We start from the raw sequence: 19,865 nt of genomic DNA, 5'->3' as shown, positions 1-19,865 counted from the left end.
CCTCACGCCGCTTGTTCGTAGCGCGCGATGGTTTGCTTGAAGATGTTCAGGAAGCGGCGCCCGTCGAGGTCGGTGCAGATGCGCGTCGTCTTCGGCCCGCCGCCCGGCAGCAGCTGGCGGCCACGGTGGGCAACCGTCTGTCCGCGCGCCAGGCGCCCGTCGAGCACGACGTCGGCGAAGAGCGGTTCGGTCATCGTCGCAAGGCTGGGGTCGAAGGCCAGCGCCACAGTGATCACGTCATCCATCGGGAAGCCGACGAGATCGAAGAATTCGCGCCAGATATCGATGTAGATCGGGAAGGAGTCGGCGATCATGTCGAAGACGGGGTTGCTCTTCGCGGCCGACTGCATGTCGGCGATGTCGTCGCGCGTCAGCATGGAATCGGCGACGCGATTGTCCTCGCAGATGTCGAGCGGCACCAGGATCTTGTCGACCTCGGCATTGAGCACGATGCGCGAAGCCTCCGGGTCGGCCCAGATATTGTATTCCGACAGCGGCGTGATGTTGCCGGGCGTCTGGAAATTGCCGCCGAGCACGAGCAGCCGCTTGAGCGCGCCTGTCAGCCGCGGCTCCTGCAGGAGCGCCATCGCCGCATTGGTCAGCGGGCCGGTCGTGACCAGCGTAATCTCGCCGGGATTGGCCATGACCGTATCGATGATGAAGTCGACGGCATGTCCTGGTGTCGCCGGGCGTGAGGGGGGCGGCGCCGGCGGATTGAACTTCTTCAGCCTGTCGCCGAAGCGGGCGACGAGCCGCTTTTCGAAATGCACCGGCGCTTCCATGTCGGCCTTGGAATTGCCGACGATCGGCCGCCATGCGCCGGCGTGGACCGGGATGTCGTCGCGCCCGGCAAGCGTCAGCGTGTTGAGCACGACATTGGTGACCTGCTCGATCGGGCCTGCCGCTCCGGTTACGGTGGTGACGCCTTCGAGCCGGACATTCGGGTTCGCCGCGGCAAACAGCACGGCCAGAATGTCGTCGCCGGCAGAATCCACGTCGAGGATTATGCGTTCCATGGGAGTTCCTTCATTGGGGATTTTTGTCGGCGGGCGCGCTGGTCCGGTCGGTCGAAAGCAGCTTCTGCATCGACGCCAGCGTTTCCCTGATGATTTTTGGCCGCGCCCGATAGGACAGCGCGAACAGCGCTGCCAGGGCGACGACATAGGGTACGGTCAGCACCAGATAGGATGGAAAACCGAACGTCTGCAGGCGCAGCGAGAAGGCGTCGGCGAAGCCGAACAGCAGGCAGCCTGCCAGCACCTTCAGCGGGTCGCCGTTGGAGAAGATCAGGATCGCCACCGCCATGAAGCCGCGGCCCGACGACATGTTCTCCGTGAACATGGTGATGTAGCCGAGCGACAGATGCGCGCCGGCCAGTCCCGCCAGCAATCCGCACAGCAGCGAGGCGGTGTAGCGCACGCGGGTGATCGAGATGCCGAGCGCCTCGGCGGCCTCGGGCTTCTCACCGACGACGCGGATGTAAAGCCCGAGCCGGGTGCGGTTGTAGAACAGCACGAGCAGCGGCACCGCGATGAACGCGACATAGACGATCGGGGTGAAGCCCGAGATCAGCGGCGCCCACGAGCCGAGCAGTGCCTGCGCGCCCGGTATCTGCACCTTGGGCAGGCCGACGATGCCGTGACCGACGATCGATCCGCGTGTGCCGAAAATCGCCTTCATCAACGAGATCGTCATGCCGCCGGCAAGAATGTTGAGCGCCAGCCCGACCACCACCTCGTTGGCGCGGAACGTCACCACCAGCACGGCGAAGGCGAGCGCGAAGGCAAGCGCCGCTGCCACGCCGCAGGCAACGCCGGCGAGGGCCGAGCCTGTCCAGATCGAGCCGAGGACGGCAAAGAACGCGCCGGCCAGCATCTGGCCCTCGAGGCCGATATTGAAGATGCCAGCCTTGGTGGTGAACGATCCGCCAAGCGCCACCAGCAGAATGGGTGCGGTGGTGCGAAGCGTCGCCGCGACGAGCGCGATATTGATGAGCTTGTCTAGAATTTCCATCGACGCTCCCCCGCCTGGCTGTCGCCGCGGCGTCTGACCAGAACCTGCGCCGACACGCTGAGGATGATCAGCGCCTGGATCACGGTGATGATTTCGCGCGAGGCGGTGGTGTCGACCTCGAGCAGCAGCGATCCGCTGCGAAGCGCGCCGAAGAACAACGCCGTCACGATCGTGGCGACAGGCGAGCCATTGGCAAGCAAAGCGGCGATGAGCCCGTCGAAGCCGAAGCCGGGAGCAAAGCCCTCCATGAACCGGTGATGCACGCCCAGCGTCTCGACCCCTCCGGCCAGTCCGCCGACCGCGCCGGAAAGCAGCAGCACCACAAAGCCCTGCCGCTTCACGTTGACGCCGCCATACTCGGCGAATTTGGGCGCCGAGCCGACCATCGTCACGCCATAGCCCCAACTGGTGTAGCGGAAGACCAGCGCGACGCCGACCGCCAGCAGCAGGCCGATGAAAAGCCCCCAGTTCAGCCGCGAGAAGGAAAAGATTTCCGGCAGGTAGGCCGTCGCCAGGATCGGCGGCGTCTCCGACCAGCCGCCGGGCCGCTTGAACAGGAAGATTGTGAAGTAGGAGGTGAGCAGCACGGCGATGTAGTTCGACAGGATCGTCGAGACCACCTCGTTGGTGTTGTAGCGGGCACGGAAATAGGCCGGGATGGCGACCCAGGCGGCGCCGGCGGCGACCGCGAGCGCCAGCGCGGCAAGCGTATGGATGCCTGTGGGCAGCGAAAAGGTGAAGCCGACCCAGGCGGCGGCAAAGCCGCCGAGAAACAGCTGGCCCTCGATGCCGACGTTGAACATGCCGCCGCGCAGCCCGATGCAGGCGGCGACGCCGCAGATCAGGATCGGTGTCGTCTGCAGCAGGGTGCCGGCGATCTTTTCCTGATCGCCGAAAGCACCGCGCATCAGCGTCATGAAGACGTGGACCGGGCTCTCGCCCACCATCAGGATGATGATCGCACCCATCAGCAGGGCAACGCCCAGGGCGATGATCTGGCCGGAAACGGCCCGCAAACGCTCACTCATCAAACGGGCTCCGCCGCAGGTTCGGGCAATACGCCGGCCATCATCATGCCGATGCGGTCTTCGTCGGCGTTGTCGCCGGGAACCTCGCCCATGATGCGTCCGTTGAACATGACGAGGATGCGATCCGCGAGCGCGGCCAACTCGTCGAGCTGCACGGAAATCAGCAGGATCGCCCGGCCGGCCGCACGCTGGCGCATGATCTCGCTGTGAATGGCTTCCTGGGCGCCAATGTCGACGCCACGGGTGGGCTGATCGATCAGCAGGAAGTCGGCGCCGTTGGTGAATTCGCGCGCCAGCACCACCTTCTGGATATTGCCGCCCGAGAGTCGTTTGACGGGATCGCCTGATCCCTGTGCGCGGATATCGAAACTTTTGATCAGCGTCCCGGCATTTGCGGCAATCGCCTTCCAGTCGAGCACGCCGCTCCGGCTCCAGGGCGCGCGGTGCTGGCGGCCCATCAGCGTGTTGGCCGCGATCGACGCATTGCGATCGACGCCGCGAACCATGCGGTCGCCCGGCACATGGGCAAAGCCCGCCTCGCGTATGGCGGCGGGGCCAAGCGTGGTGAGATCCCGGCCTTTCAGCCATGCCTCGCCATGGCTTGCCGGCCGCAGGCCCGAAAGCACCTCCGCCAGCTCCGTCTGCCCATTTCCGGCCACGCCGGCAATGCCCACCACTTCACCGGCGCGGACGGTGAAACTGGCGCCGCGGACGGCCGGCAGCCGCCGGTCGTCGCGCGCCCACAAATCCCTCACGTCCAGCACGACATCGCCGTTCAGCGCCGCGCGCGGACGCCGGTCGAAACTGACCTCACGGCCCACCATCATACGCACCAGCTCGTCCTTGCTGAGTTCGCTCGTCGGGCGGGTCGCGACCTTGCGGCCGTTGCGCAGCACCGTCACCGTGTCGGACACTTCCATCACTTCTTCGAGGTGATGCGAGATGAAGATCACCGTCATGCCTTCGGCCACGAAGCTGCGCAGCGTCTGGAACAGTTCGCGGCTTTCCTGCGGCGTCAGCACGGCGGTCGGCTCGTCGAGGATGATGGTGCGGGCGCCGCGCACCAGCACCTTGAGGATTTCGATGCGCTGCTCGATGCCGACCGAAAGCAGGCCGACGCGCTCGGTCGGATCGACATGCAGGCCGAAGCGCTTCGACAACTCGTGCGTGCGGGCGACCTGCGCGGCGTGGTCGATCAGCCCGTGTCGCCGGATTTCCATGCCGAGAAAGACGTTGTCGGCGACCGAGAGCGACGGCACCAGCTTGAAGTGCTGGTGCACCATGCCGAGGCCGGCCTTGATGGCGACCGCCGGATCGGCCACCACGGTTGTCTCCCCATTCAGCCGGATCGAGCCTTCATCCGGCTGGAGCAGGCCGAACAGGATGTTCATCAGCGTCGTCTTCCCAGCGCCGTTCTCGCCGATGATGGCGTGGATTTCGCCCCGGCGCACCGCAAGGTCGATGCCGTCATTGGCGGTGAAGGCGCCAAAACGCTTGGTGATGGCAGTCAGTTCGACGGCCATTCCGACAGTGCTGTGAGGGGTCGGCGATCCCGGCGCGTTCGACACGATACTCTCGTAGATTGGGGGCTCTCGCAGATTGAAAACTGATCCGTCGCGGCAGGCCGCGGCGGATCAGTCTAGCGCTTTCTTGGGAGGGATGCGCTGGTGCTGGCTTACTTCGCCTTGGCGATCGTGATCTTGCCGTCGACGATCTCCTTCTTGATGTCGTCCAGCTTGCTGGTCACGTCAGCCGGCAGCTTGGAGGCGATGTCGTCGCAGACCTTCACCTCTACGCCGCCGGAGGCGAGATCGAAGGTGCGGGTGCCGGCGGTGACCTTACGGCCCTCGACCTCGTCCTTGATCAACGTGTAGACGGCGATGTCGCCGCGCTTCAGCATGCTGGCCAGAACGTTTCCGGGTGCCGAGCCGCACATGTCGATGTCGACGCCGATCGAATATTTGTCGACGGCCGCGCTGGCCTGCATCACGCCTTCGCCGGTCGGGCCGGCGACATTGTAGACGATGTCGTTGCCCTGGCCGTAAAGCGCCTGGGCAAGCTCGCTGCCCTTGGCCGGGTCGTCGAAGGTTCCGGCGAACACGGAGTTCACCTTGACGTCGGGCGCGGCATATTTGGCGCCTTGCTCGTAGCCGCCAAGGAAGTTGCGGATAACCGGAATGTCGCGACCGCCGACGAAGCCGATTGCCTTGCCGTCATCGATCTTGGGGAATTCGCTGCCCTTGGCCTCGATCATGCCGGCCAGCGCGCCGGCGACGAAGGAGCCCTGTTCCTCGGCGAAGTTGGCGTAGATCATCTTGGGATTGTCGAGCACACCGTCGATGAAGACGAAGCGCTGGTCGGGATATTCCTTGCTCACCTTCTGCAGGGAATCGACCAGTTCCCAGCCCATCACGAAGATCAGGTCGTACTGCTTGCCCTTGGCCAGGTTCTCGAACTGCTCCTGGTAATCCAGGGCGCGATTGCCGGTGTCGACCAGCTTCAGGTCGATGCCGAAATCGGTCTTTGCCTTGTTCAGGCCGTTGACGATGGAAACGCCGAAGCCCTGCGCGAAATATCCGGAAATCGCCGCCACCGAAACCTTGGTCTCCGCCGCGGCCGATCCCAACGAAAGGGCCAGCATCGTGCCGGCCAGAAACAAATTCTTGAGCGCCCTTTTCATGTCATTCCCCTTCAGCTTTTTCAGCTTTTCAAGCCACGCCTTGACCATCCCCGCATGTCGCCTCAACAGCAATAAGTTCGTTGATGGTCATATGAGTTTAGGAGCGGCCCGACAGGCTGTCAATCGTCATCGAGCACGGTTTTCTCAGCTCGTCGGTCCACGTCTCTCACCTCGGCGCTTGACAAACTTTGGCGATGCATAATTGTTGATACTCTAACGAATTCCCATGCGTGACAGGACGAAGGATACGAACAATGCCAGCTGTGGTGGTCAGGAAATTTCTGGTCCAGGTCGAGGAAATATTCCATGAGGGCGGGCCGCCCGCGGCACGCCCGCCCAAGCGTGGCGCGATCGTTGCCGTGATCGCCAACCCTTTTGCCGGGCGCTACGTGGAAGAGATCACCGGCTTCATGGAAGACCTGAAGCCGCTCGGCCTTGAGATGGCGCGGCGTCTGATCGACGCCATGGGGGAAGGGGTCGCCGCGATCGAGGGCTACGGCAAGGGCGCCATCGTCGGCGCCGCCGGTGAACTCGAACATGGCGCGCTCTGGCACAATCCGGGCGGTTATGCCATGCGCGAGCTTCTCGGCAACGCCAAGGCCATCGTGCCATCGACCAAGAAGGTCGGCGGTCCGGGAACGCGCATCGACATCCCGATCACGCACATCAACGCCTCCTATGTGCGCAGCCATTTCGACGCGATCGAGGTCGGTGTCGGCGATGCGCCGCGCAGCGACGAGATGGCGGTCATCCTGGCGATGACCACGGGAGCGCGTGTCCACGCGCGGGTCGGCGGCCTGGCGGCGGCGGACATCAAGGGCGAGGACGGCTTGCGATGAGCGTGGAAATCCGCCGCATCATCACCGTCGTCGAGGAAACCCGGACCGAAGGCGGCCGCCCTGTCGACCCGCCGACCCGGCGCGCCGCAGCCATCGCCGTGATCCGCAACCCCTATGCCGGCACGTTCGCCGAAGATTTGTCGGCACTGAGCGACATCGGCGAAGCGCTGGGCGAAATACTGCCCAAACGCGCCGTCGCAGCCCTCGGTATTGAGGGCGACAAGGTCGAAAGTTTCGGCAAGGCGGCCGCCGTCGGCGCCGACGGCGAGCTCGAACATGCTGCCGCCATCCTTCATCCGAAGCTCGGCGCCCCGTTTCGCGATGTGCTCGGCAAGGGTGCGGCGCTCATTCCGTCATCGAAGAAACGTGGCGGTCTCGGCGTGCCGCTCGATATTCCGCTCGGCCACAAGGACGCCGCGCGGGTGCGCAGCCATTTCGACGGCATGGAGGTTCGCGTTCCCGATGCGCCGCGCGCCGACGAGATCGTCGTCGCTATTGCCGTCACCGACTCCGGCAGGCCGCATCCGCGCGTCGGCGGGCTGACCAAGGACAAGATCGTCGGCAAGGACGGCGTAAGCTAGAGCAATCGCGGGCTGTGTCGCGCTCGCGATTGCGTGACAGGAGATGCGAATAGCAGGCCGCCGTCAGGCGGCCTTGACTTCCGGTACCCGCATCGCCGGCGGGGTGTTGCGGCTGCGGGCCGTGCGCACCTCGCCGTCGATGACAACCATGCCGATGCCAGGCAAATTGCCGAGCGACACGCTGTCGAGAAGGCCGTCACCGGCGCCGCCGATTGCCTGGTCGATGAAGATGAGGTCGGCGGCGCGGCCGACCTCGATGATGCCGCGGTCGGCCAGTCCGCGCACCCGCGCGGTGTTGCCGCTGGCAAAGCAGAACGCCACTTCCGGCGCGATCCCGCCCAGCGAAGCGAGCATGGTCAGCGTCCTCAGGATGCCGAGCGGCTGAACGCCCGATCCCGCCGGGCTGTCCGTGCCGAGGACGATGCGCGCAAGTTCGCCACGCTGCCTTGCCAGGTCGAGGACGAACAGTCCGGTGCGCAGGTTGCCGTTGTGGACGATTTCGAGCGCGCGCGTGCCGTTCTCGCAGATCCGGCGGATTTCGGCGTCGGGAAGCGCCGTCGGCCCGCCGTTGACGTGGGCGACGATATCGGCGTCGACCTCCAGCACCACATCGGCGCCGATGCGGCCGGAACCGGGCAGGGAAGGGCCGCCGGTGTGGGTCATCGAGGTCATGCCGTATTTGCGTGCCCAGGCGATCATCTGCCGGCCGGTCGGGCCATCCTTGACCCCGCCAAGCCCGACCTCGCCGATAAGCGTCACTCCAGCCTCTGCCAGGGTGCGGAAGTCATCTTCGACCAGGCCCGGCTCCAGTATCGGAGCGCCGGCAAGGATCTTCATGCCGTTGGGACGGAAATTGGAGAAGGTGCGCTGCGCCGCGATCGCCAGCGCCTTCAGCCCGACGAGGTCGCGCGGCCGGCCTGGCGTGTGGACCTCTCCCGCCGAAATGATCGTCGTGACGCCGCCATGGACGGTCGAATCCATCCAGCCGATCTGGTTTTGCCTGGGCGTCCAGTCACCCGCCACCGGATGAACATGGTTGTCGATCAGCCCCGGCGCCACCGCGCAGCCCATTGCATCGATGGTGGTCGCGGCGGGGTGGGCGTCAACATCGCCTGCCTTGCCGATGGCGGTGATGCGTCCGTCCGCCACGACGATGGTGTCGGCATCGAGGATCGGCCGGGCGAGGTCGCCGCTCAGCATGAGGCCGATATTGCGGACGACGAGCGTTTTGGCAGACGACTTGGGGTCGGACGACATCGGTTCTCACTTCTGCTGGTATGAAAATCTGGACGCGGCCTATTTGCCGCTGTCCCCATTCGACGGATCGTCGTCGTTGATGCGCTTGAGCAGGCGAAGCAATGTGGCTTGCTCCGAGGGCGAAAGCGGCGACAGGAAGCGGCGCCCGACCTCGACGCTGCGTGCGAGCCGCTCGAGCGTGTATTCGGTGCCCTTTTCGGTCAGCGCGATCATCGACAGGCGCTGGTCCGTCTGGGAAGCGCTGCGCGTGATCAGATCGTGCTTGAGCAATTTGCGCATGACGATGCTGATGGTCGACGGGTCCATCGCCGTCAGCCGGCCAAGATGGTTCTGCGAGACTTCGCCATGTTTGAGGATCGTTGCCAGTGCAGCGAACTGGGTCGGCGAAAGGTCTTCGCCGGCCATGACCTGCTGGAACCGCAGCGTCGCGCGCTGATGCGCCTTGCGGATGACGTGCGCCGGATGCTGGTCCAACGCGTATCCGGTCTCGGCGTATCGCTGAAGCACCCGCTCGCGGTCGAGAGACGCCGCCTCGCCGCGTTGCCGCTTCGAGGTCTCGTTCTTTCCGGATTTCTTTTCGGTCGTCAAACCGGACTCCTATTGTCTGTCTCGGATGCCGATTTCCTGGGTCAGGCCGCCACGCTGGCCGGCTGCAGCGCCGTCCCGTCCAGGATCGCCGCCACGACATCGGCCGAATCGCTGACCACGCCGAAATGCGTCGCTATGTCGTAAAGCGAGCTTTCCTGCTCTCGTGGACCCGTGGCCGCGCAGCAATCGCTCGGCACCACCACCTCGTAGCCCTGGAAGAAGGCGTCGTGGACGGTCGAGCGCACGCAGATGTTGGTGACCACGCCGAAGATGATCAACTGATCGATCTGCATGTCCTTGAGCGTCAGGTCGAGGTCGGTCTGAAAGAAGGCCGAGTAGCGCCGCTTGATGACATGGATCTCGTCGTCGCGGGCTCCGAGATCCTCGATGATCTCGGGCCCCCAGCTTCCTTCCACGCAATGCGGCGTGCGTTTCACCCATTCGCGTTCGCGGCGCATGCCCGGCCGGTGCGCATCGTGGACCCAGATCACCGGAACACCGCTTGCGCGCGCCGCGTCGATCACCGCCAGTTGCGGCGCGACCAGCGTCTCGTATCCGGGGAGCACCATGGCCCCGCCGGGCTTGCAGAATTCATTGACCATGTCGATGACGATGACCGCGGCGCGTCGTGGATCGAGACGCACCGCATCGTCATGCCGATGTGAGGAAAAAACGTCCACGGCCATGGCGGCCTCCTTTGGTCGATCGTTGATGCTCATACAAAAAACCCTGGTGAATGCCAAGTCAATCCCGTTCGACGCAAAGCTGCGATCGGCGGCCTTGCATATGCGGTTCACGCAACCGTATGCGCTATTTGTCGCCCGCGATATAAGCTTGACAAGGTCCTGCAATCATGTGCTCGATTTGTATGACCATCAATGATAATCAAGCCGCTGAACTTTTGCAGCCGAGGCCCTGATATGAAGACGATCGTCACCGGAGCCAGTGGCCTTCTTGGCCGTCACGTGGCCGAGGCTCTGCTGGCCGCCGGCCATGATGTGACGGGCATCGATACGGTGGCGCCTGTCGGGGCCGAATGGCGGCACGCCACCGCCGACCTGACCGATCTGGGATCGACCATGCAGCTGGTTCGCGATTGCGATGCAGTCTTGCATATCGCGGCCATCCCGCGGCCGACCGGGCGGGCCGGCGGCGAGGTGTTCAGGACGAACGTCGAGACGGCCTATAACGTGATCGAAGCCGCCGCCATGGCCGGCGTCAAGCGCTTCGTCTACGCCTCGTCCTTCAGCGTCTTCGGTTATCCCTTCTTCGAGAAGGCGGTCGTCCCGCCCTATCTTCCGGTCGACATGAACCAGCCGGTCGGTGCGCAGGATCCGTACGGCCTGTCGAAATGGCTGGGCGAGGAAATCGTCGATGCTGCTGTGCGGCGCGGCGCCTTTTCGGCCGTCAGCATCCGCATGCCGTGGATCCAGACGCCGCAATCCTTCTTCGCCGGCGTCGGTCCGCGCCGCGCCACGGCCGACAGCGCCCGCGACCTGTGGAGCTACCTCGACGCGCGCGATGCCGGCCAGGGTTTCCTGCGCGCACTCGAATGGCGGGGCGAAGGCCATCTGCGCGTCCTGCTCAGCGCCGCCGATACGTTCATGGAGGAAGAGACCGAAGCGCTGGTGCGCCGGGTCTATCCTGATGTCCCTCTGTCGCGACCGATCGCGGGTTTCGGGTCCGTGCTCGATACGGTCCATGCACGCGAGACAATAGGGTTCGCGCCGGAATATTCATGGCGTTCCTACCCAAAGCCGGAGACCAGGGGATGAAACGGTTCGACCACAAGAGGGTTCTCGTCACCGGTGGTGCCGGCGCCATCGGCGGCGCGGCGGTCCGGCGCTTCCTCGACGAGGGAGCCCGTGTCGCCATCGTCGACCGCAATGGCGCGGCGGCACGTGAGCTAGCCCGCTCGCTGGGCAAGGAAACCATTGCCATCGAAGCCGACGTCACCGACGAGAAGAGTGTGCGCGGCGCCGTTGAGACAACCGTCGAGACATTCGGCGGGCTGGATGCCGTTTTCAACAATGCCGGAATATCGGGCGTCGTCGCGCCAGTGCATGATCTGCCCGTCGAGGACTGGGACACCATCATCCGAATCAATCTGCGTGGCATCTTCCTGGTCCTGCAGGCCTCACTCCAGGCCATGATCAAGGCCGGCACCGGTGGCTCGATCGTCAATATGGGATCGTCCATGGCCGGATGGGACGTGCTTTCAGGCGGCGCCGGCTATGTCGCCTCCAAACATGGCGTGGTCGGGCTGACGCGGGTCGCCGCGCTTGATGCCGCTCCTTACGGCATACGCGTCAATGCCATCTGCCCCGGCGTGATCGAGACGACGCTTGGCGTGCCGGCTTCCGGTGACGGCGATTTCAAGAGCAGCGTCCAGCATTTCGCCGATCGCATCCCGTTGCGCCGCATCGGTCAGCCGGACGACGTCGCGGCCGCGGTCGCCTTCCTCGCCTCGGAGGAGGCAAGACACGTCACCGGCGTCGACTGGCTGATCGACGGTGGCCAGACGCTGCAGAGCTGGGCCAACGCGCCGGCAGGCAACACGTTTCCAAAGTATCGCTAGGTTACGATCTCGCGTTCCCGCTGGCGTCTCAAAGTTTCTTCGGCGGCATGGCCTGGATGATCCGGACCGCGAGGTCGAGATCGGCGAGACCGCCCGATAGCGGCGTGCGCGGTGTCGCTCCGGCCAGGATGCAATCGGCGAAGTGCTGCCATTCGCGTCGGAACGAGGTGTCGGGAATTCCAGGGATCACGCGCTCGGACGCGGCGTCGCCTGTTGCCTCGCGCAGGCGCACAATCGCCGAAGCATTGCGGAAATAGGGGTTCTGGAACTCGATCCGCACCTCGTCGCGCTCGCCATGCACGTGGATCCACTCGTCCCACCATTCATACTGGGCATGCGCCATGTCGAAGAGGCAGGGCACGCCGCCATAGTCGAGCACGGCCAGCAACTGGTTCGGGCCGGTCTGCTGCGCATGGATCACGCTGTCCGGTGTGCCGAAGGCGCCGCGCATGACGGCAAGGTCGTGGCTGCTGAGGCCGAGCAGCAAGAGATAGAGGTCGCGATAGCCGGCGTGATCGGCGCCGAGCGCCGCCTCCACGCGCCGCGCGACCGCGTCGCGTCCCGCCGCGAGCAAGTCGGCGGGCACGTCGCTGACGCGGGTCTGCGTGTAGAGCTTGCCGTAGCGGTCGAAGCGGCCGGCGAAATCATGGACATGGATCGATTTCGGTCGGCCGATGGCGGCGATGCGCTCCAGGCCGGTTTCGTAGCCGGGATCGTAGAATTTCATGTAGCCGACAAGGGCGACGAGGCCGCTCCGCTCGGCCTGCTCGACCAGCGGGCGTGCTTCCTCCGGCGTGAAGGCGAGCGGCTTCTCGACGATCAGGTGCTTGCCGGCACGGATCGCGTCGGCGACCATGTCGCCATGGTCGTAGGTGCAGATTACCGCCGCATCGACGTCCGGATCGGCGAGCAGGGCGCGATGGTCCGTGTATCTGGCCGTGACGCCATATTGCGCCGCGACCTTGTCGACCGTGCCGGGCGATATGTCGCACACAGCGGCGATGCTGAATGCCGGCAATTCCATGAGATACGGCAGATGCATCAGCTGGGCGATCTCGCCGCAACCGATGACGCCGACGCCAATCACGCGATCCTTCATGTCAACCCTTTACCGCGCCGGCCGTCAGGCCCGCGATGAACTGCCGTTGCATGGCGAGGAAGACGACGATCACGGGCAGTGTCGTGATCGTCAGCGCGGCGAAATAGAGCGTCCAGAGCGAATCGTACTGCTGGAAGAAGGAGACCAGACCGAGCGGGATGGTTTGCACCGAGGGGTCGCGCAGCAACAGGAAAGCGAGGAAGAAATCGTTCCAGATCTCGATGAAGCCGAAGATCAGGATGAGTGCCACGCCCGGCCGGACCAGCGGCAGCATGATGTGGATCAGGATTTCGAGCCGGCTCGCGCCGTCGATGCGCGCCGCGTCTTCCAGATCGGCGGGCAAGGTGACGAAGAAGCTGCGCAGAATGAAGACCGACAACGGCAGTGACGTCGCCGCATAGACAAAGGCGATGCCGAGCCGGTTGTTGATCAGGCCAAGGTCGCGCGCCACCATGAAGAGGGGAATGGCCATCACCTGTGGCGGCACCAGCATGGCAGCCACCGTCATTGCCATCACCAGGCCGCGCCCGGGAAACCGCAGGCGCGCCAGGGCATAGGCGCAGGGCGTTGCCACCGCGACCAGGATGATCAGCGCCGAGCCGGTGACGAGGACGCTGCTGACGATGCGCGATCCCATGCCGGCGATGCGCCAGGCGTCGGCATAGTTCTGGAACACGAGGCTCGACGGCGGGCCCCAGATATTGCTTAGCATCTCTTCCTTGGTCTTGAGCGAGCCGAACAACACCCAAAACAGCGGATAAAGCGTCTCGACGAGCACCAGGGCGAGTGCCGCGTAGATGCCGATGATTTCGAGCAGGCCGCTCAGGCCGAGGCGCCGTGGCCGGCGCGGGGCGCTATCGTCCGGGACAGGCAAGGATTTGGCCGCGCCGCTCATCAGATGTCCAGCCTCTGCCGCCGCATCAGGGCAAGCAGGCCGACGCTCGCAAGCCCGACGATCAGGAACAGCACATAGCCGATCGCCGCCGCATAGCTCATGGCGCCGTCCTGGAAGGCCTTGCTCATCATGTAGGTGAGGACGACTTCGGTGGCGTGGTTGGGGCCACCCTTGGTCAGCACATAGACGATGTCGAAATTGCGCACGAAGGCGCCCGAAAGGCCCAGGATGGTGTTGATGAAGATGATCGGCATCATCATCGGAATGGTGACGTGCCGGAAGCGCTGTAGTGGACCGGCGCCGTCCATCTTAGCCGATTCATAGAGTTCCGATGGGATCGTCTGCAGCCCCGCGAGATAGATCACGGCATGAAAGCCGAGCCATTTCCAAACGTCGACGACGATAATCGAGTAGAGCGCGATGTCGGCGTCGCCGAGCCATGACCGTTTCAGCCCGCCGATGCCGAACAGATCGAGGGCGCCGTTGAGCAGGCCGAACACAGGATTGTAGATCCAGGACCAGAGCAGTCCGACGGCGACGAAGGACATCGTCACCGGAACGAAGGCGGCGGCACGAAAGAAGGCGCGGCCGACCAGCGCCCGGTCGAGCAGCAACGCCAGCCCGAGGCCAAGCACGTTCTTCAGGATGACGACGGCAACGACGAAGATCAGGTTGTTGCGCAGCGCGCCGAGGAAGATGCGGTCGTGCAAGAGGCGTTGATAGTTGGAAAAGCCGGCCCAGGTCGGATCGGAAAACCCGTCCCAATTGTGCAGGCTGAGCCAGAACCCGTTGACGAACGGCCACAGGTAGAAGAGGCAAAACAGGATCGCGGCTGGCAGGATCATCAAGAAGGCCACGGCACCGTCCCCGGCAAGAAAGCGCCAGGGATCGGAACGGCCGGAAGCAGCAGCCTCTTGTGATCGCGCGGTCATGCGGCCTTCGCGCCCTGTGGCGTCAACGCCAGCCCGAGCGTATCCCTGATATAGGCAATGCTTTCGAGCGTGCTTTGCTCCGCCGTCTTCTTCGACGCATCCAGTTCGATGATGGCAAGGCCGTCGTAGTCTGCGTCGAGCAGCACATCGACGATCCCGGCAAGATCGACGACCCCGGCGCCGAGTTCGCAAAAGGCGCCATAGCGGTCATAGCCCTTCAGGGCGGGATCCACCCTTGTATCCTTGAAGTGCATGTAGCGCACCGCCGACATGTAGGTCCGGACCGCGTCGACCGGATCGGAATTGGTGTGGGCAAGATGCGCCGGATCGATGCACAGGCCAGCCAGGCCTGTGTCGAGCTCGTCCATCATGCGGTCGAGCTGGTCGCGGCGCTCGATGAAGGTGTCGAGATGCGGGTGATAGACCGTCTCGATGCCGAGGTCTTTCGTCCGCCTGCCGATATCCTCGAGGGCCCGGCAGAAGGCGCGGTAGTCGTCGGCCGTGTGAGGCCCGGCGATCGCTTCCGAGGGGCCACCGCCGAGAACCAGCACCGGTGAACCGAACCCCTTCAGCATCCGGGTCAGCGCCACCAGCACGTCGCGTTCATAAGGCCATGCGACGGGGTTGGTGAAGATCGCGTTGACGTAGAAGGAGGAGAGCTTGATGCCATGCTCACTCTGGCCTTCCGAGAGCAGCGCGTAGCGGCGCAATATGTCGGTGTCGGTGGTAACTCCCATCGGCGGCTGATTGCCGAGCTGCATGTATTTGCGGGCGTACTGGTCCGACAGGCTGGTGAAGGCGAGGATTTCGAACCATTCAAAGCCTTGTTCGGCCAGGAACTTGATGGCTGGCCTGAGCGGCAGGCCGGTCAGGTCCCAACTGTTCAGGTGATAGCCGATCGAAAAGCGCTGCCGTTCGGCACGGGTCTGCGTCATGTGGTCTCTCCGATTGATGAGGCTGCCCCGGAACGGGCGGCCTCTGTTTTTGGTGCCGGCCAGTGGCCCGGCAGGACATGCGCCTAGTCGAGCCTATTTGGGCGGCCAGTTGCCCTGGGCCTTGAGGTCGTCGAAAGTGGTCTGGATCGAGGCTGCGGCATCCTCGGGCGTGGTCGTGCCGCCGACGATGCCGGCGATGGCCGAAGCCGTGGCTGTTGCGACTTCCGAGGGCCAGATCCAGTCCAAAAACTTGATCGTGTTCGGGAAGGCCTGCTTGCGCAGTTCCACGGCATAGGCGTCGTCGACCTGCGGCACGCCCTTGATGGAGGCAGCGATCGGCTGCTCCGGCGCGAGGTAGAGAGTCGCCACTTCAGGCCGGGTCAGGTACTCGATGAACTTGACCGCGGCGTCGAGCTTTTCTGGAGGGATGGACGAGGAGACGCACATGCCGTTGTCGGCCCCGCCGCCATGGCCCGGCGCGCCCGGCGTTCCGTCCATTTTCGGAAAGGCGAAGACGCCCCATTTGAACGTCTTAACGCTGGTCTGGAGCGATGGGATTTCCCAGGTTCCGCCATAATACATGGCGCTCTTGCCGGCGGCGAAGGCGGCGCGCATTCCGTCCTGGTCGACCGAAAGCGAATCCTTCGACAGGATGCCGTCGTCCACCCACTGCTTGATCAGCTTGAACCCCTCGACATCGGGCGCGTCGGTGAACTTCGCCGTGCCTTCGAGGTTCTTCTGGGTTTTGCCGATAGCGTCGCCCGAAGCCTGCGAGAAGGTCTCGAAATACCACATCGGCCACATCACGGTGTTCGAACCCTGATGCAGAAGCGGGATGACACCCTCGGCCTTGAACTTCGGCACGGCTGCCTTGAGGTCGTCATAGGTCGGCGGCGTGGGGATGCCGAGCTTCTGGAAAAGGTCGACATTGTAGAAGATCGTCGATGTCGAGAGCGTCGAGATCGGCACGCCGTAGACCTGGCCGCTGATGGTGAAGGCACCGAGTGCCGCGGCGTCGATCCGGTCCTGGAAGGGCTTGATCTTGTCGGTGATCGGCATGACCAGCTTGCGCCTGGCATAGGCGCCATTGGTGTAGAAGGCCGGGCAGGCGATCAGGTCCATCTCCTGGTTGGCAAGCTTGGCGGTCATCAGCCGCTGGATCGAATCGGTCTGCGGCCCCTGCGCATCCCACTCGACGGCGGTGACGTCGGGATTGGCCTTGAGGAAGCCGTCGATGACCTGCTTCTGGATCTTCTTCTGCTCGTCCGGCGGTTGACGCGGCGCGAGTTCGTCAAGGGCGGAGCCGCCGAAGACCTTGAGCGTGATGCCATCGGCGTGGCCGATGCCGGGCACCGTGATCAGGCCGAGGCCTAGCAGCGCGGTGGCAAGGATGGAGCTGGCTGGGCTTTTTGTCGAACGATGGGTCACTCTCTGCTGAACGGGCATCTGGCTTCTCCTTTCGCCAATGCCGAGGGGCAACCTCGGGACCAATATCGTTGATGGTCATATGATCTTGGTCGCCTGTTATGAATTTTGTCAATCGGCAAGTGTGCCTATAATTTGATCGGTCTCGGCAGAGCCCTGCAGGTGCTGAAATGGGCTCGCGATCGCGTTCGAGAATGCCGGGATCGCCAGAGCAAAAGTGCTGACGGTTGCGCCGGGCTCCGCCATTCTTCGCGGACGCCGCCTGCAAGGAAGCTTGTCTCGGCTCCTGCTTGAAACAAGCGGCAGCCCGGGCTGTTTGTGAGATGTCTCTGCCGAAAAAACCGCCAGGCGATCGGCTCCTGTGCATGGACTTGCGGCGGTCCTCAGAGACCCAGCCGGTCCTTCACGCGCCCCGAAAGGATCGCCGCCTTGACGCCTATCGGCCAGAAGCGGTGGAAGCGGATTGGACGGAGCGGCGAGATCGGCATTGGAAATGGTGGCGTCTCGTTGCCCCGCAGGCGCCGCGCCAGGGCAGCGCCCATCGCCGAGGCCATGGCAACGCCACGCCCGTTATAGCCAAGGCAGATCAGAATGCCGTCTTCCGGCTCGTGAATGTGCGGAAGATGATCCTTGGTGATCGCGACACGGCCATTCCAGCCATGAGTCCAGCGTGTTCCGGCAAGTGCCGGCCAGAGCCGCAGCGCATAGTCGGTAAGGTAGCGGATGGCGGCGGCATCGCCGATCGGTCTCATCGGTCCCCGGCCCCCCATGAGAAGCCGATTCTGCGCGTCGACGCGGTAGTATACGGTGATGTTGCCCGCTTCGTAGACGACCGGCCTGTCGGGGAGGATCGTGGCTGCTACGGACGCCGGCAGCGGTTCGGTCGCCGCGATCGCGCTGAACACCGGAACCAGCGACTGCTCCAGGCCCGGCCACAGGCTTCCGGTGTAGCCGTTGGTCGCGACAAGGACCTTTTCGGCGCTGAGCGAGCCGTTTGCCGTCTTGAGGATCCATCGTCCTGCCTCCCGGCCGAGCGAGAGGACTTCGCTGTCGCCGAATATCCGCGCGCCGGCTTTCTGGGCGGCGGCCGCCAGGCCAAGCGTATATTTCAGCGGATGCAGATCGCCGCCACGGGCGTCGAACAGGCCGGATATATAGCGGTCGGTTCCGGTTCGCGCGGCCATTGCCTGGGTGTCCAGCATGCTGACCGGCATTCCCCGCTGTTGGCATTGTGCCGCCGTTGCGTGCACGGCGGCTTCCGGCTTCGGCCGTATGGCGGCGCGTATGGTTCCGTTCTGCCGGGCACCACAGGCGATGGACAGGCGCCTGATCAAGCCGAAGGTGAAATCCGGCGCGCCATAGGAGAAGTCGATCATCCGCGGCCCGAGGTCAGGACCGAACATCGCCTCGATCGTGTCGGGATCGTATTTCAGGCCGGGATTGACCTGGCCGCCATTTCTGCCCGAGGCGCCCCAGCCTGGCTGATGGGCTTCCAGCACCGCGACGTCGTCGCCAGCCTCCGCCAGATGCAAGGCGGTCGACAGGCCCGTGAAGCCGCCGCCGACAATCGCGACCCGCGCCCGCTGCGCGCCGGCAAACGGTGGATAGTCGCCGGTGCCGCCCGCCGTATCGCGGTAGAGGCTCCTGGGTGGATTGCTTCCGGACATGTGGCAAGGCTCTTAAGGCAGGCGGCTCAACGGGCGTGACCGCGCACAACGAGAAATCTCGTGCGGAACGGCTGGCCTTCCGGACATCGGGGGAGATGCCCGGGGCAATTCTGCATGGCTTTGCGGAAATCACAACAACTGCGAGAGGGCTGCCATGAAATGGTCGTTCTCGGACGGTGAGCCGATGCTGACCCGCACATAGGTGTCGAAGCCTTCCTGCTTCCACGGTTTGACGATGACGCCCTGGCGCAACAGGCCCTCGACAAAGGCCGATGCATTCTGCCGGCAGTTGAAGAACAGGAAATTGCCTCTGGACGGGGCCACTTCCAGCCGCTTGTCCATAAGGAAATTCGCAACACGCGCGCGCTCCTTCCTGGCCAAAGCGACCACCCTGGCGAGGTGGTCCTCATCCGCGAGCGCCGCCAGCGCGGCGGCCTGGGCCATGCCGTTGACGTTGAAGGGCGTGCGCACCCTGTCGAGCAATCCGCGCAACTCCGGGTCGCAGGCAATGCCGAAGCCGATCCGCAGCCCTGCCAGGCCGAACGCCTTGGAGAACGTCCGCAGCACCATCCAGGGCCGATCGGTCCTGCCCAGCAAGGGCAGGGACGAGACATAGTCCTCCCCCTCGGCATATTCGGCGTAGGCTTCATCCACGACGATCAGCGTCTCGTCGCCGGTTGCGTCCAGAACCCTCGACAGGTCGCCTTCCGACAGCCAACTGCCGACCGGGTTCATGGGATTCGAGAACAGCAGCATGCGAGGCCTTTCGCGCACGGCCTTGGTCAGAGCGTCGACGTCTATGCTGAGATCGCTTTTGACGCCGACGCGTTTGACGCTGGCGCCCATCAGCGTTGCATAGTCTTCGTGCAGCGGGAATGACGGATAAAGCGTCACCACGGCATCGCCGGGCCGCAGCACGGCGCGGCTGATCACCGACAGAAGGTCTTCCGAGCCGTTGCCGAGGATGATCTGGTCCTCCTCGACTTCATGTCTGGCCGCGATGGCCTGGCGAAGTTCGCGCCCCGACGGGTCCGGATACAGACGAAACATTTCCGAGCCGCCCTGCATCATCCTGACCAGGGTTGGGCTCGGGCCGATAGGATTTTCATTCGAGCCCAGCTTGGCGATCCTGGCGGGAGCGTATCGCCGCATGACCTCGCCGATGGTCAGCCCGGAATTGTAGGGCGACAGGCGCGTGACTTCGGTGCGGACCATATCCAGCGATTTCGACATGGGCGGGCTCCTCCTGGGCGGCCGACGGACACCTGTCGCCGGCCGGCTTTTCAAACGCCGGGTTCCGCTGCATCCTGCCCGGAGCAGGCCGGCCGCCGATGGGCGCCTCTACCGC

19 protein-coding genes are annotated in these 19,865 nt (G+C 64.3%); 4 read left to right on the top strand and 15 right to left on the bottom strand.

Annotated features, from left to right (window positions below; genetic code table 11):
* Window positions 1-2: 2 nt before the first annotated feature.
* The 5 genes from FFS37_RS20100 to FFS37_RS20080 all read right to left on the bottom strand — a co-directional run bounded on the left by FFS37_RS20100 (window position 3) and on the right by FFS37_RS20080 (window position 5,721).
* Complete coding sequence (locus FFS37_RS20100; RefSeq protein WP_137932706.1) at window positions 3-1,016, bottom strand: nucleoside hydrolase; 1,014 nt, start codon at window positions 1,014-1,016, stop codon at window positions 3-5.
* Window positions 1,017-1,026: 10 nt separating this feature from the next.
* Window positions 1,027-2,013, bottom strand: a complete 987-nt coding sequence (locus FFS37_RS20095) for an ABC transporter permease (protein WP_137932705.1) — start codon at window positions 2,011-2,013, stop codon at window positions 1,027-1,029.
* A complete protein-coding gene (locus tag FFS37_RS20090; RefSeq protein ID WP_137932704.1) occupies window positions 2,001-3,041 on the bottom strand; it encodes an ABC transporter permease in 1,041 nt (346 codons plus the stop codon). The genes FFS37_RS20095 and FFS37_RS20090 overlap by 13 nt, the downstream gene beginning before the upstream one ends.
* The gene (locus FFS37_RS20085; RefSeq protein ID WP_232375717.1) at window positions 3,041-4,564 is read right to left on the bottom strand and encodes an ABC transporter ATP-binding protein; all 1,524 of its coding nucleotides are present in this window, start codon (window positions 4,562-4,564) and stop codon (window positions 3,041-3,043) included. Before FFS37_RS20085 ends, FFS37_RS20090 begins: the two co-directional genes overlap by 1 nt.
* A 152-nt stretch (window positions 4,565-4,716) precedes the next feature.
* Window positions 4,717-5,721 carry a BMP family lipoprotein gene (locus FFS37_RS20080; protein WP_137932702.1) on the bottom strand — a complete coding sequence of 335 codons (1,005 nt, stop codon included), beginning with the start codon at window positions 5,719-5,721 and terminating at the stop codon, window positions 4,717-4,719.
* Window positions 5,722-5,975: 254 nt separating this feature from the next.
* Between FFS37_RS20080 and FFS37_RS20075 the strand changes: the two genes are divergently transcribed.
* Window positions 5,976-6,560, top strand: coding sequence for an amino acid synthesis family protein (locus FFS37_RS20075; RefSeq protein WP_137932701.1), 585 nt, complete (start codon window positions 5,976-5,978; stop codon window positions 6,558-6,560).
* The gene (locus tag FFS37_RS20070) at window positions 6,557-7,141 is read left to right on the top strand and encodes an amino acid synthesis family protein (protein WP_137932700.1); all 585 of its coding nucleotides are present in this window, start codon (window positions 6,557-6,559) and stop codon (window positions 7,139-7,141) included. Before FFS37_RS20075 ends, FFS37_RS20070 begins: the two co-directional genes overlap by 4 nt.
* A 63-nt stretch (window positions 7,142-7,204) precedes the next feature.
* Here FFS37_RS20070 and FFS37_RS20065 read toward each other — a convergent pair whose 3' ends face one another.
* The 3 genes from FFS37_RS20065 to FFS37_RS20055 are packed head-to-tail and all read right to left on the bottom strand — an operon-like array spanning window position 7,205 to window position 9,672.
* The gene (locus FFS37_RS20065; protein ID WP_137932699.1) at window positions 7,205-8,398 is read right to left on the bottom strand and encodes an amidohydrolase family protein; all 1,194 of its coding nucleotides are present in this window, start codon (window positions 8,396-8,398) and stop codon (window positions 7,205-7,207) included.
* A 39-nt stretch (window positions 8,399-8,437) separates the two neighbouring features.
* Window positions 8,438-8,986 carry a MarR family winged helix-turn-helix transcriptional regulator gene (locus FFS37_RS20060; RefSeq protein WP_137932698.1) on the bottom strand — a complete coding sequence of 183 codons (549 nt, stop codon included), beginning with the start codon at window positions 8,984-8,986 and terminating at the stop codon, window positions 8,438-8,440.
* A gap of 41 nt (window positions 8,987-9,027) precedes the next feature.
* A complete protein-coding gene (locus tag FFS37_RS20055) occupies window positions 9,028-9,672 on the bottom strand; it encodes a cysteine hydrolase family protein (RefSeq protein WP_137932697.1) in 645 nt (214 codons plus the stop codon).
* 234 nt (window positions 9,673-9,906) lie between these two features.
* Here FFS37_RS20055 and FFS37_RS20050 point away from each other — a divergent pair, with 234 nt between their 5' ends.
* Both FFS37_RS20050 and FFS37_RS20045 read left to right on the top strand, forming a co-directional pair.
* A complete protein-coding gene (locus FFS37_RS20050; RefSeq protein WP_137932696.1) occupies window positions 9,907-10,761 on the top strand; it encodes an NAD-dependent epimerase/dehydratase family protein in 855 nt (284 codons plus the stop codon).
* Window positions 10,758-11,564, top strand: a complete 807-nt coding sequence (locus FFS37_RS20045; protein ID WP_137932695.1) for an SDR family NAD(P)-dependent oxidoreductase — start codon at window positions 10,758-10,760, stop codon at window positions 11,562-11,564. Before FFS37_RS20050 ends, FFS37_RS20045 begins: the two co-directional genes overlap by 4 nt.
* A gap of 28 nt (window positions 11,565-11,592) precedes the next feature.
* Here FFS37_RS20045 and FFS37_RS20040 read toward each other — a convergent pair whose 3' ends face one another.
* The 7 genes from FFS37_RS20040 to FFS37_RS20010 form a co-directional block, all read right to left on the bottom strand.
* Window positions 11,593-12,663 carry a Gfo/Idh/MocA family protein gene (locus tag FFS37_RS20040; RefSeq protein WP_137932694.1) on the bottom strand — a complete coding sequence of 357 codons (1,071 nt, stop codon included), beginning with the start codon at window positions 12,661-12,663 and terminating at the stop codon, window positions 11,593-11,595.
* Window position 12,664: 1 nt separating this feature from the next.
* Window positions 12,665-13,558 carry a carbohydrate ABC transporter permease gene (locus FFS37_RS20035; protein ID WP_137932693.1) on the bottom strand — a complete coding sequence of 298 codons (894 nt, stop codon included), beginning with the start codon at window positions 13,556-13,558 and terminating at the stop codon, window positions 12,665-12,667.
* Window positions 13,558-14,490 carry a carbohydrate ABC transporter permease gene (locus tag FFS37_RS20030; protein ID WP_137932692.1) on the bottom strand — a complete coding sequence of 311 codons (933 nt, stop codon included), beginning with the start codon at window positions 14,488-14,490 and terminating at the stop codon, window positions 13,558-13,560. Before FFS37_RS20030 ends, FFS37_RS20035 begins: the two co-directional genes overlap by 1 nt.
* A complete protein-coding gene (locus FFS37_RS20025) occupies window positions 14,487-15,425 on the bottom strand; it encodes a sugar phosphate isomerase/epimerase family protein (RefSeq protein ID WP_137932691.1) in 939 nt (312 codons plus the stop codon). Before FFS37_RS20025 ends, FFS37_RS20030 begins: the two co-directional genes overlap by 4 nt.
* A 93-nt stretch (window positions 15,426-15,518) precedes the next feature.
* A complete protein-coding gene (locus FFS37_RS20020) occupies window positions 15,519-16,871 on the bottom strand; it encodes an extracellular solute-binding protein (RefSeq protein WP_137932690.1) in 1,353 nt (450 codons plus the stop codon).
* Window positions 16,872-17,233: 362 nt separating this feature from the next.
* Window positions 17,234-18,517 carry an NAD(P)/FAD-dependent oxidoreductase gene (locus FFS37_RS20015; RefSeq protein ID WP_137932689.1) on the bottom strand — a complete coding sequence of 428 codons (1,284 nt, stop codon included), beginning with the start codon at window positions 18,515-18,517 and terminating at the stop codon, window positions 17,234-17,236.
* Window positions 18,518-18,646: 129 nt separating this feature from the next.
* Window positions 18,647-19,750 (bottom strand): histidinol-phosphate transaminase, encoded by a 1,104-nt coding sequence (locus FFS37_RS20010; protein ID WP_137932688.1) that lies wholly within the window; start codon window positions 19,748-19,750, stop codon window positions 18,647-18,649.
* Window positions 19,751-19,865: the final 115 nt, after the last annotated feature.

Source organism: Mesorhizobium comanense, assembly GCF_005503535.1.
Taxonomy (GTDB): domain Bacteria; phylum Pseudomonadota; class Alphaproteobacteria; order Rhizobiales; family Rhizobiaceae; genus Mesorhizobium; species Mesorhizobium comanense.
The sequence above is the reverse complement of the archived record's forward strand: the minus strand, read 5'-3'. Positions and strand labels throughout refer to the sequence as shown.

Bases quoted from the DNA above. Each gene is read 5' to 3' on its own strand.
- FFS37_RS20100 (WP_137932706.1), bottom strand. From the start codon at position 1,016: ATGGAACGCATAATCCTCGACGTGGATTCTGCCGGCGACGACATTCTG.
- FFS37_RS20095 (WP_137932705.1), bottom strand. From the start codon at position 2,013: ATGGAAATTCTAGACAAGCTCATCAATATCGCGCTCGTCGCGGCGACG.
- FFS37_RS20090 (WP_137932704.1), bottom strand. From the start codon at position 3,041: ATGAGTGAGCGTTTGCGGGCCGTTTCCGGCCAGATCATCGCCCTGGGC.
- FFS37_RS20085 (WP_232375717.1), bottom strand. From the start codon at position 4,564: ATGGCCGTCGAACTGACTGCCATCACCAAGCGTTTTGGCGCCTTCACC.
- FFS37_RS20080 (WP_137932702.1), bottom strand. From the start codon at position 5,721: ATGAAAAGGGCGCTCAAGAATTTGTTTCTGGCCGGCACGATGCTGGCC.
- FFS37_RS20075 (WP_137932701.1), top strand. From the start codon at position 5,976: ATGCCAGCTGTGGTGGTCAGGAAATTTCTGGTCCAGGTCGAGGAAATA.
- FFS37_RS20070 (WP_137932700.1), top strand. From the start codon at position 6,557: ATGAGCGTGGAAATCCGCCGCATCATCACCGTCGTCGAGGAAACCCGG.
- FFS37_RS20065 (WP_137932699.1), bottom strand. From the start codon at position 8,398: ATGTCGTCCGACCCCAAGTCGTCTGCCAAAACGCTCGTCGTCCGCAAT.
- FFS37_RS20055 (WP_137932697.1), bottom strand. From the start codon at position 9,672: ATGGCCGTGGACGTTTTTTCCTCACATCGGCATGACGATGCGGTGCGT.
- FFS37_RS20050 (WP_137932696.1), top strand. From the start codon at position 9,907: ATGAAGACGATCGTCACCGGAGCCAGTGGCCTTCTTGGCCGTCACGTG.
- FFS37_RS20045 (WP_137932695.1), top strand. From the start codon at position 10,758: ATGAAACGGTTCGACCACAAGAGGGTTCTCGTCACCGGTGGTGCCGGC.
- FFS37_RS20040 (WP_137932694.1), bottom strand. From the start codon at position 12,663: ATGAAGGATCGCGTGATTGGCGTCGGCGTCATCGGTTGCGGCGAGATC.
- FFS37_RS20035 (WP_137932693.1), bottom strand. From the start codon at position 13,558: ATGAGCGGCGCGGCCAAATCCTTGCCTGTCCCGGACGATAGCGCCCCG.
- FFS37_RS20030 (WP_137932692.1), bottom strand. From the start codon at position 14,490: ATGACCGCGCGATCACAAGAGGCTGCTGCTTCCGGCCGTTCCGATCCC.
- FFS37_RS20025 (WP_137932691.1), bottom strand. From the start codon at position 15,425: ATGACGCAGACCCGTGCCGAACGGCAGCGCTTTTCGATCGGCTATCAC.
- FFS37_RS20020 (WP_137932690.1), bottom strand. From the start codon at position 16,871: ATGCCCGTTCAGCAGAGAGTGACCCATCGTTCGACAAAAAGCCCAGCC.
- FFS37_RS20015 (WP_137932689.1), bottom strand. From the start codon at position 18,517: ATGTCCGGAAGCAATCCACCCAGGAGCCTCTACCGCGATACGGCGGGC.
- FFS37_RS20010 (WP_137932688.1), bottom strand. From the start codon at position 19,750: ATGTCGAAATCGCTGGATATGGTCCGCACCGAAGTCACGCGCCTGTCG.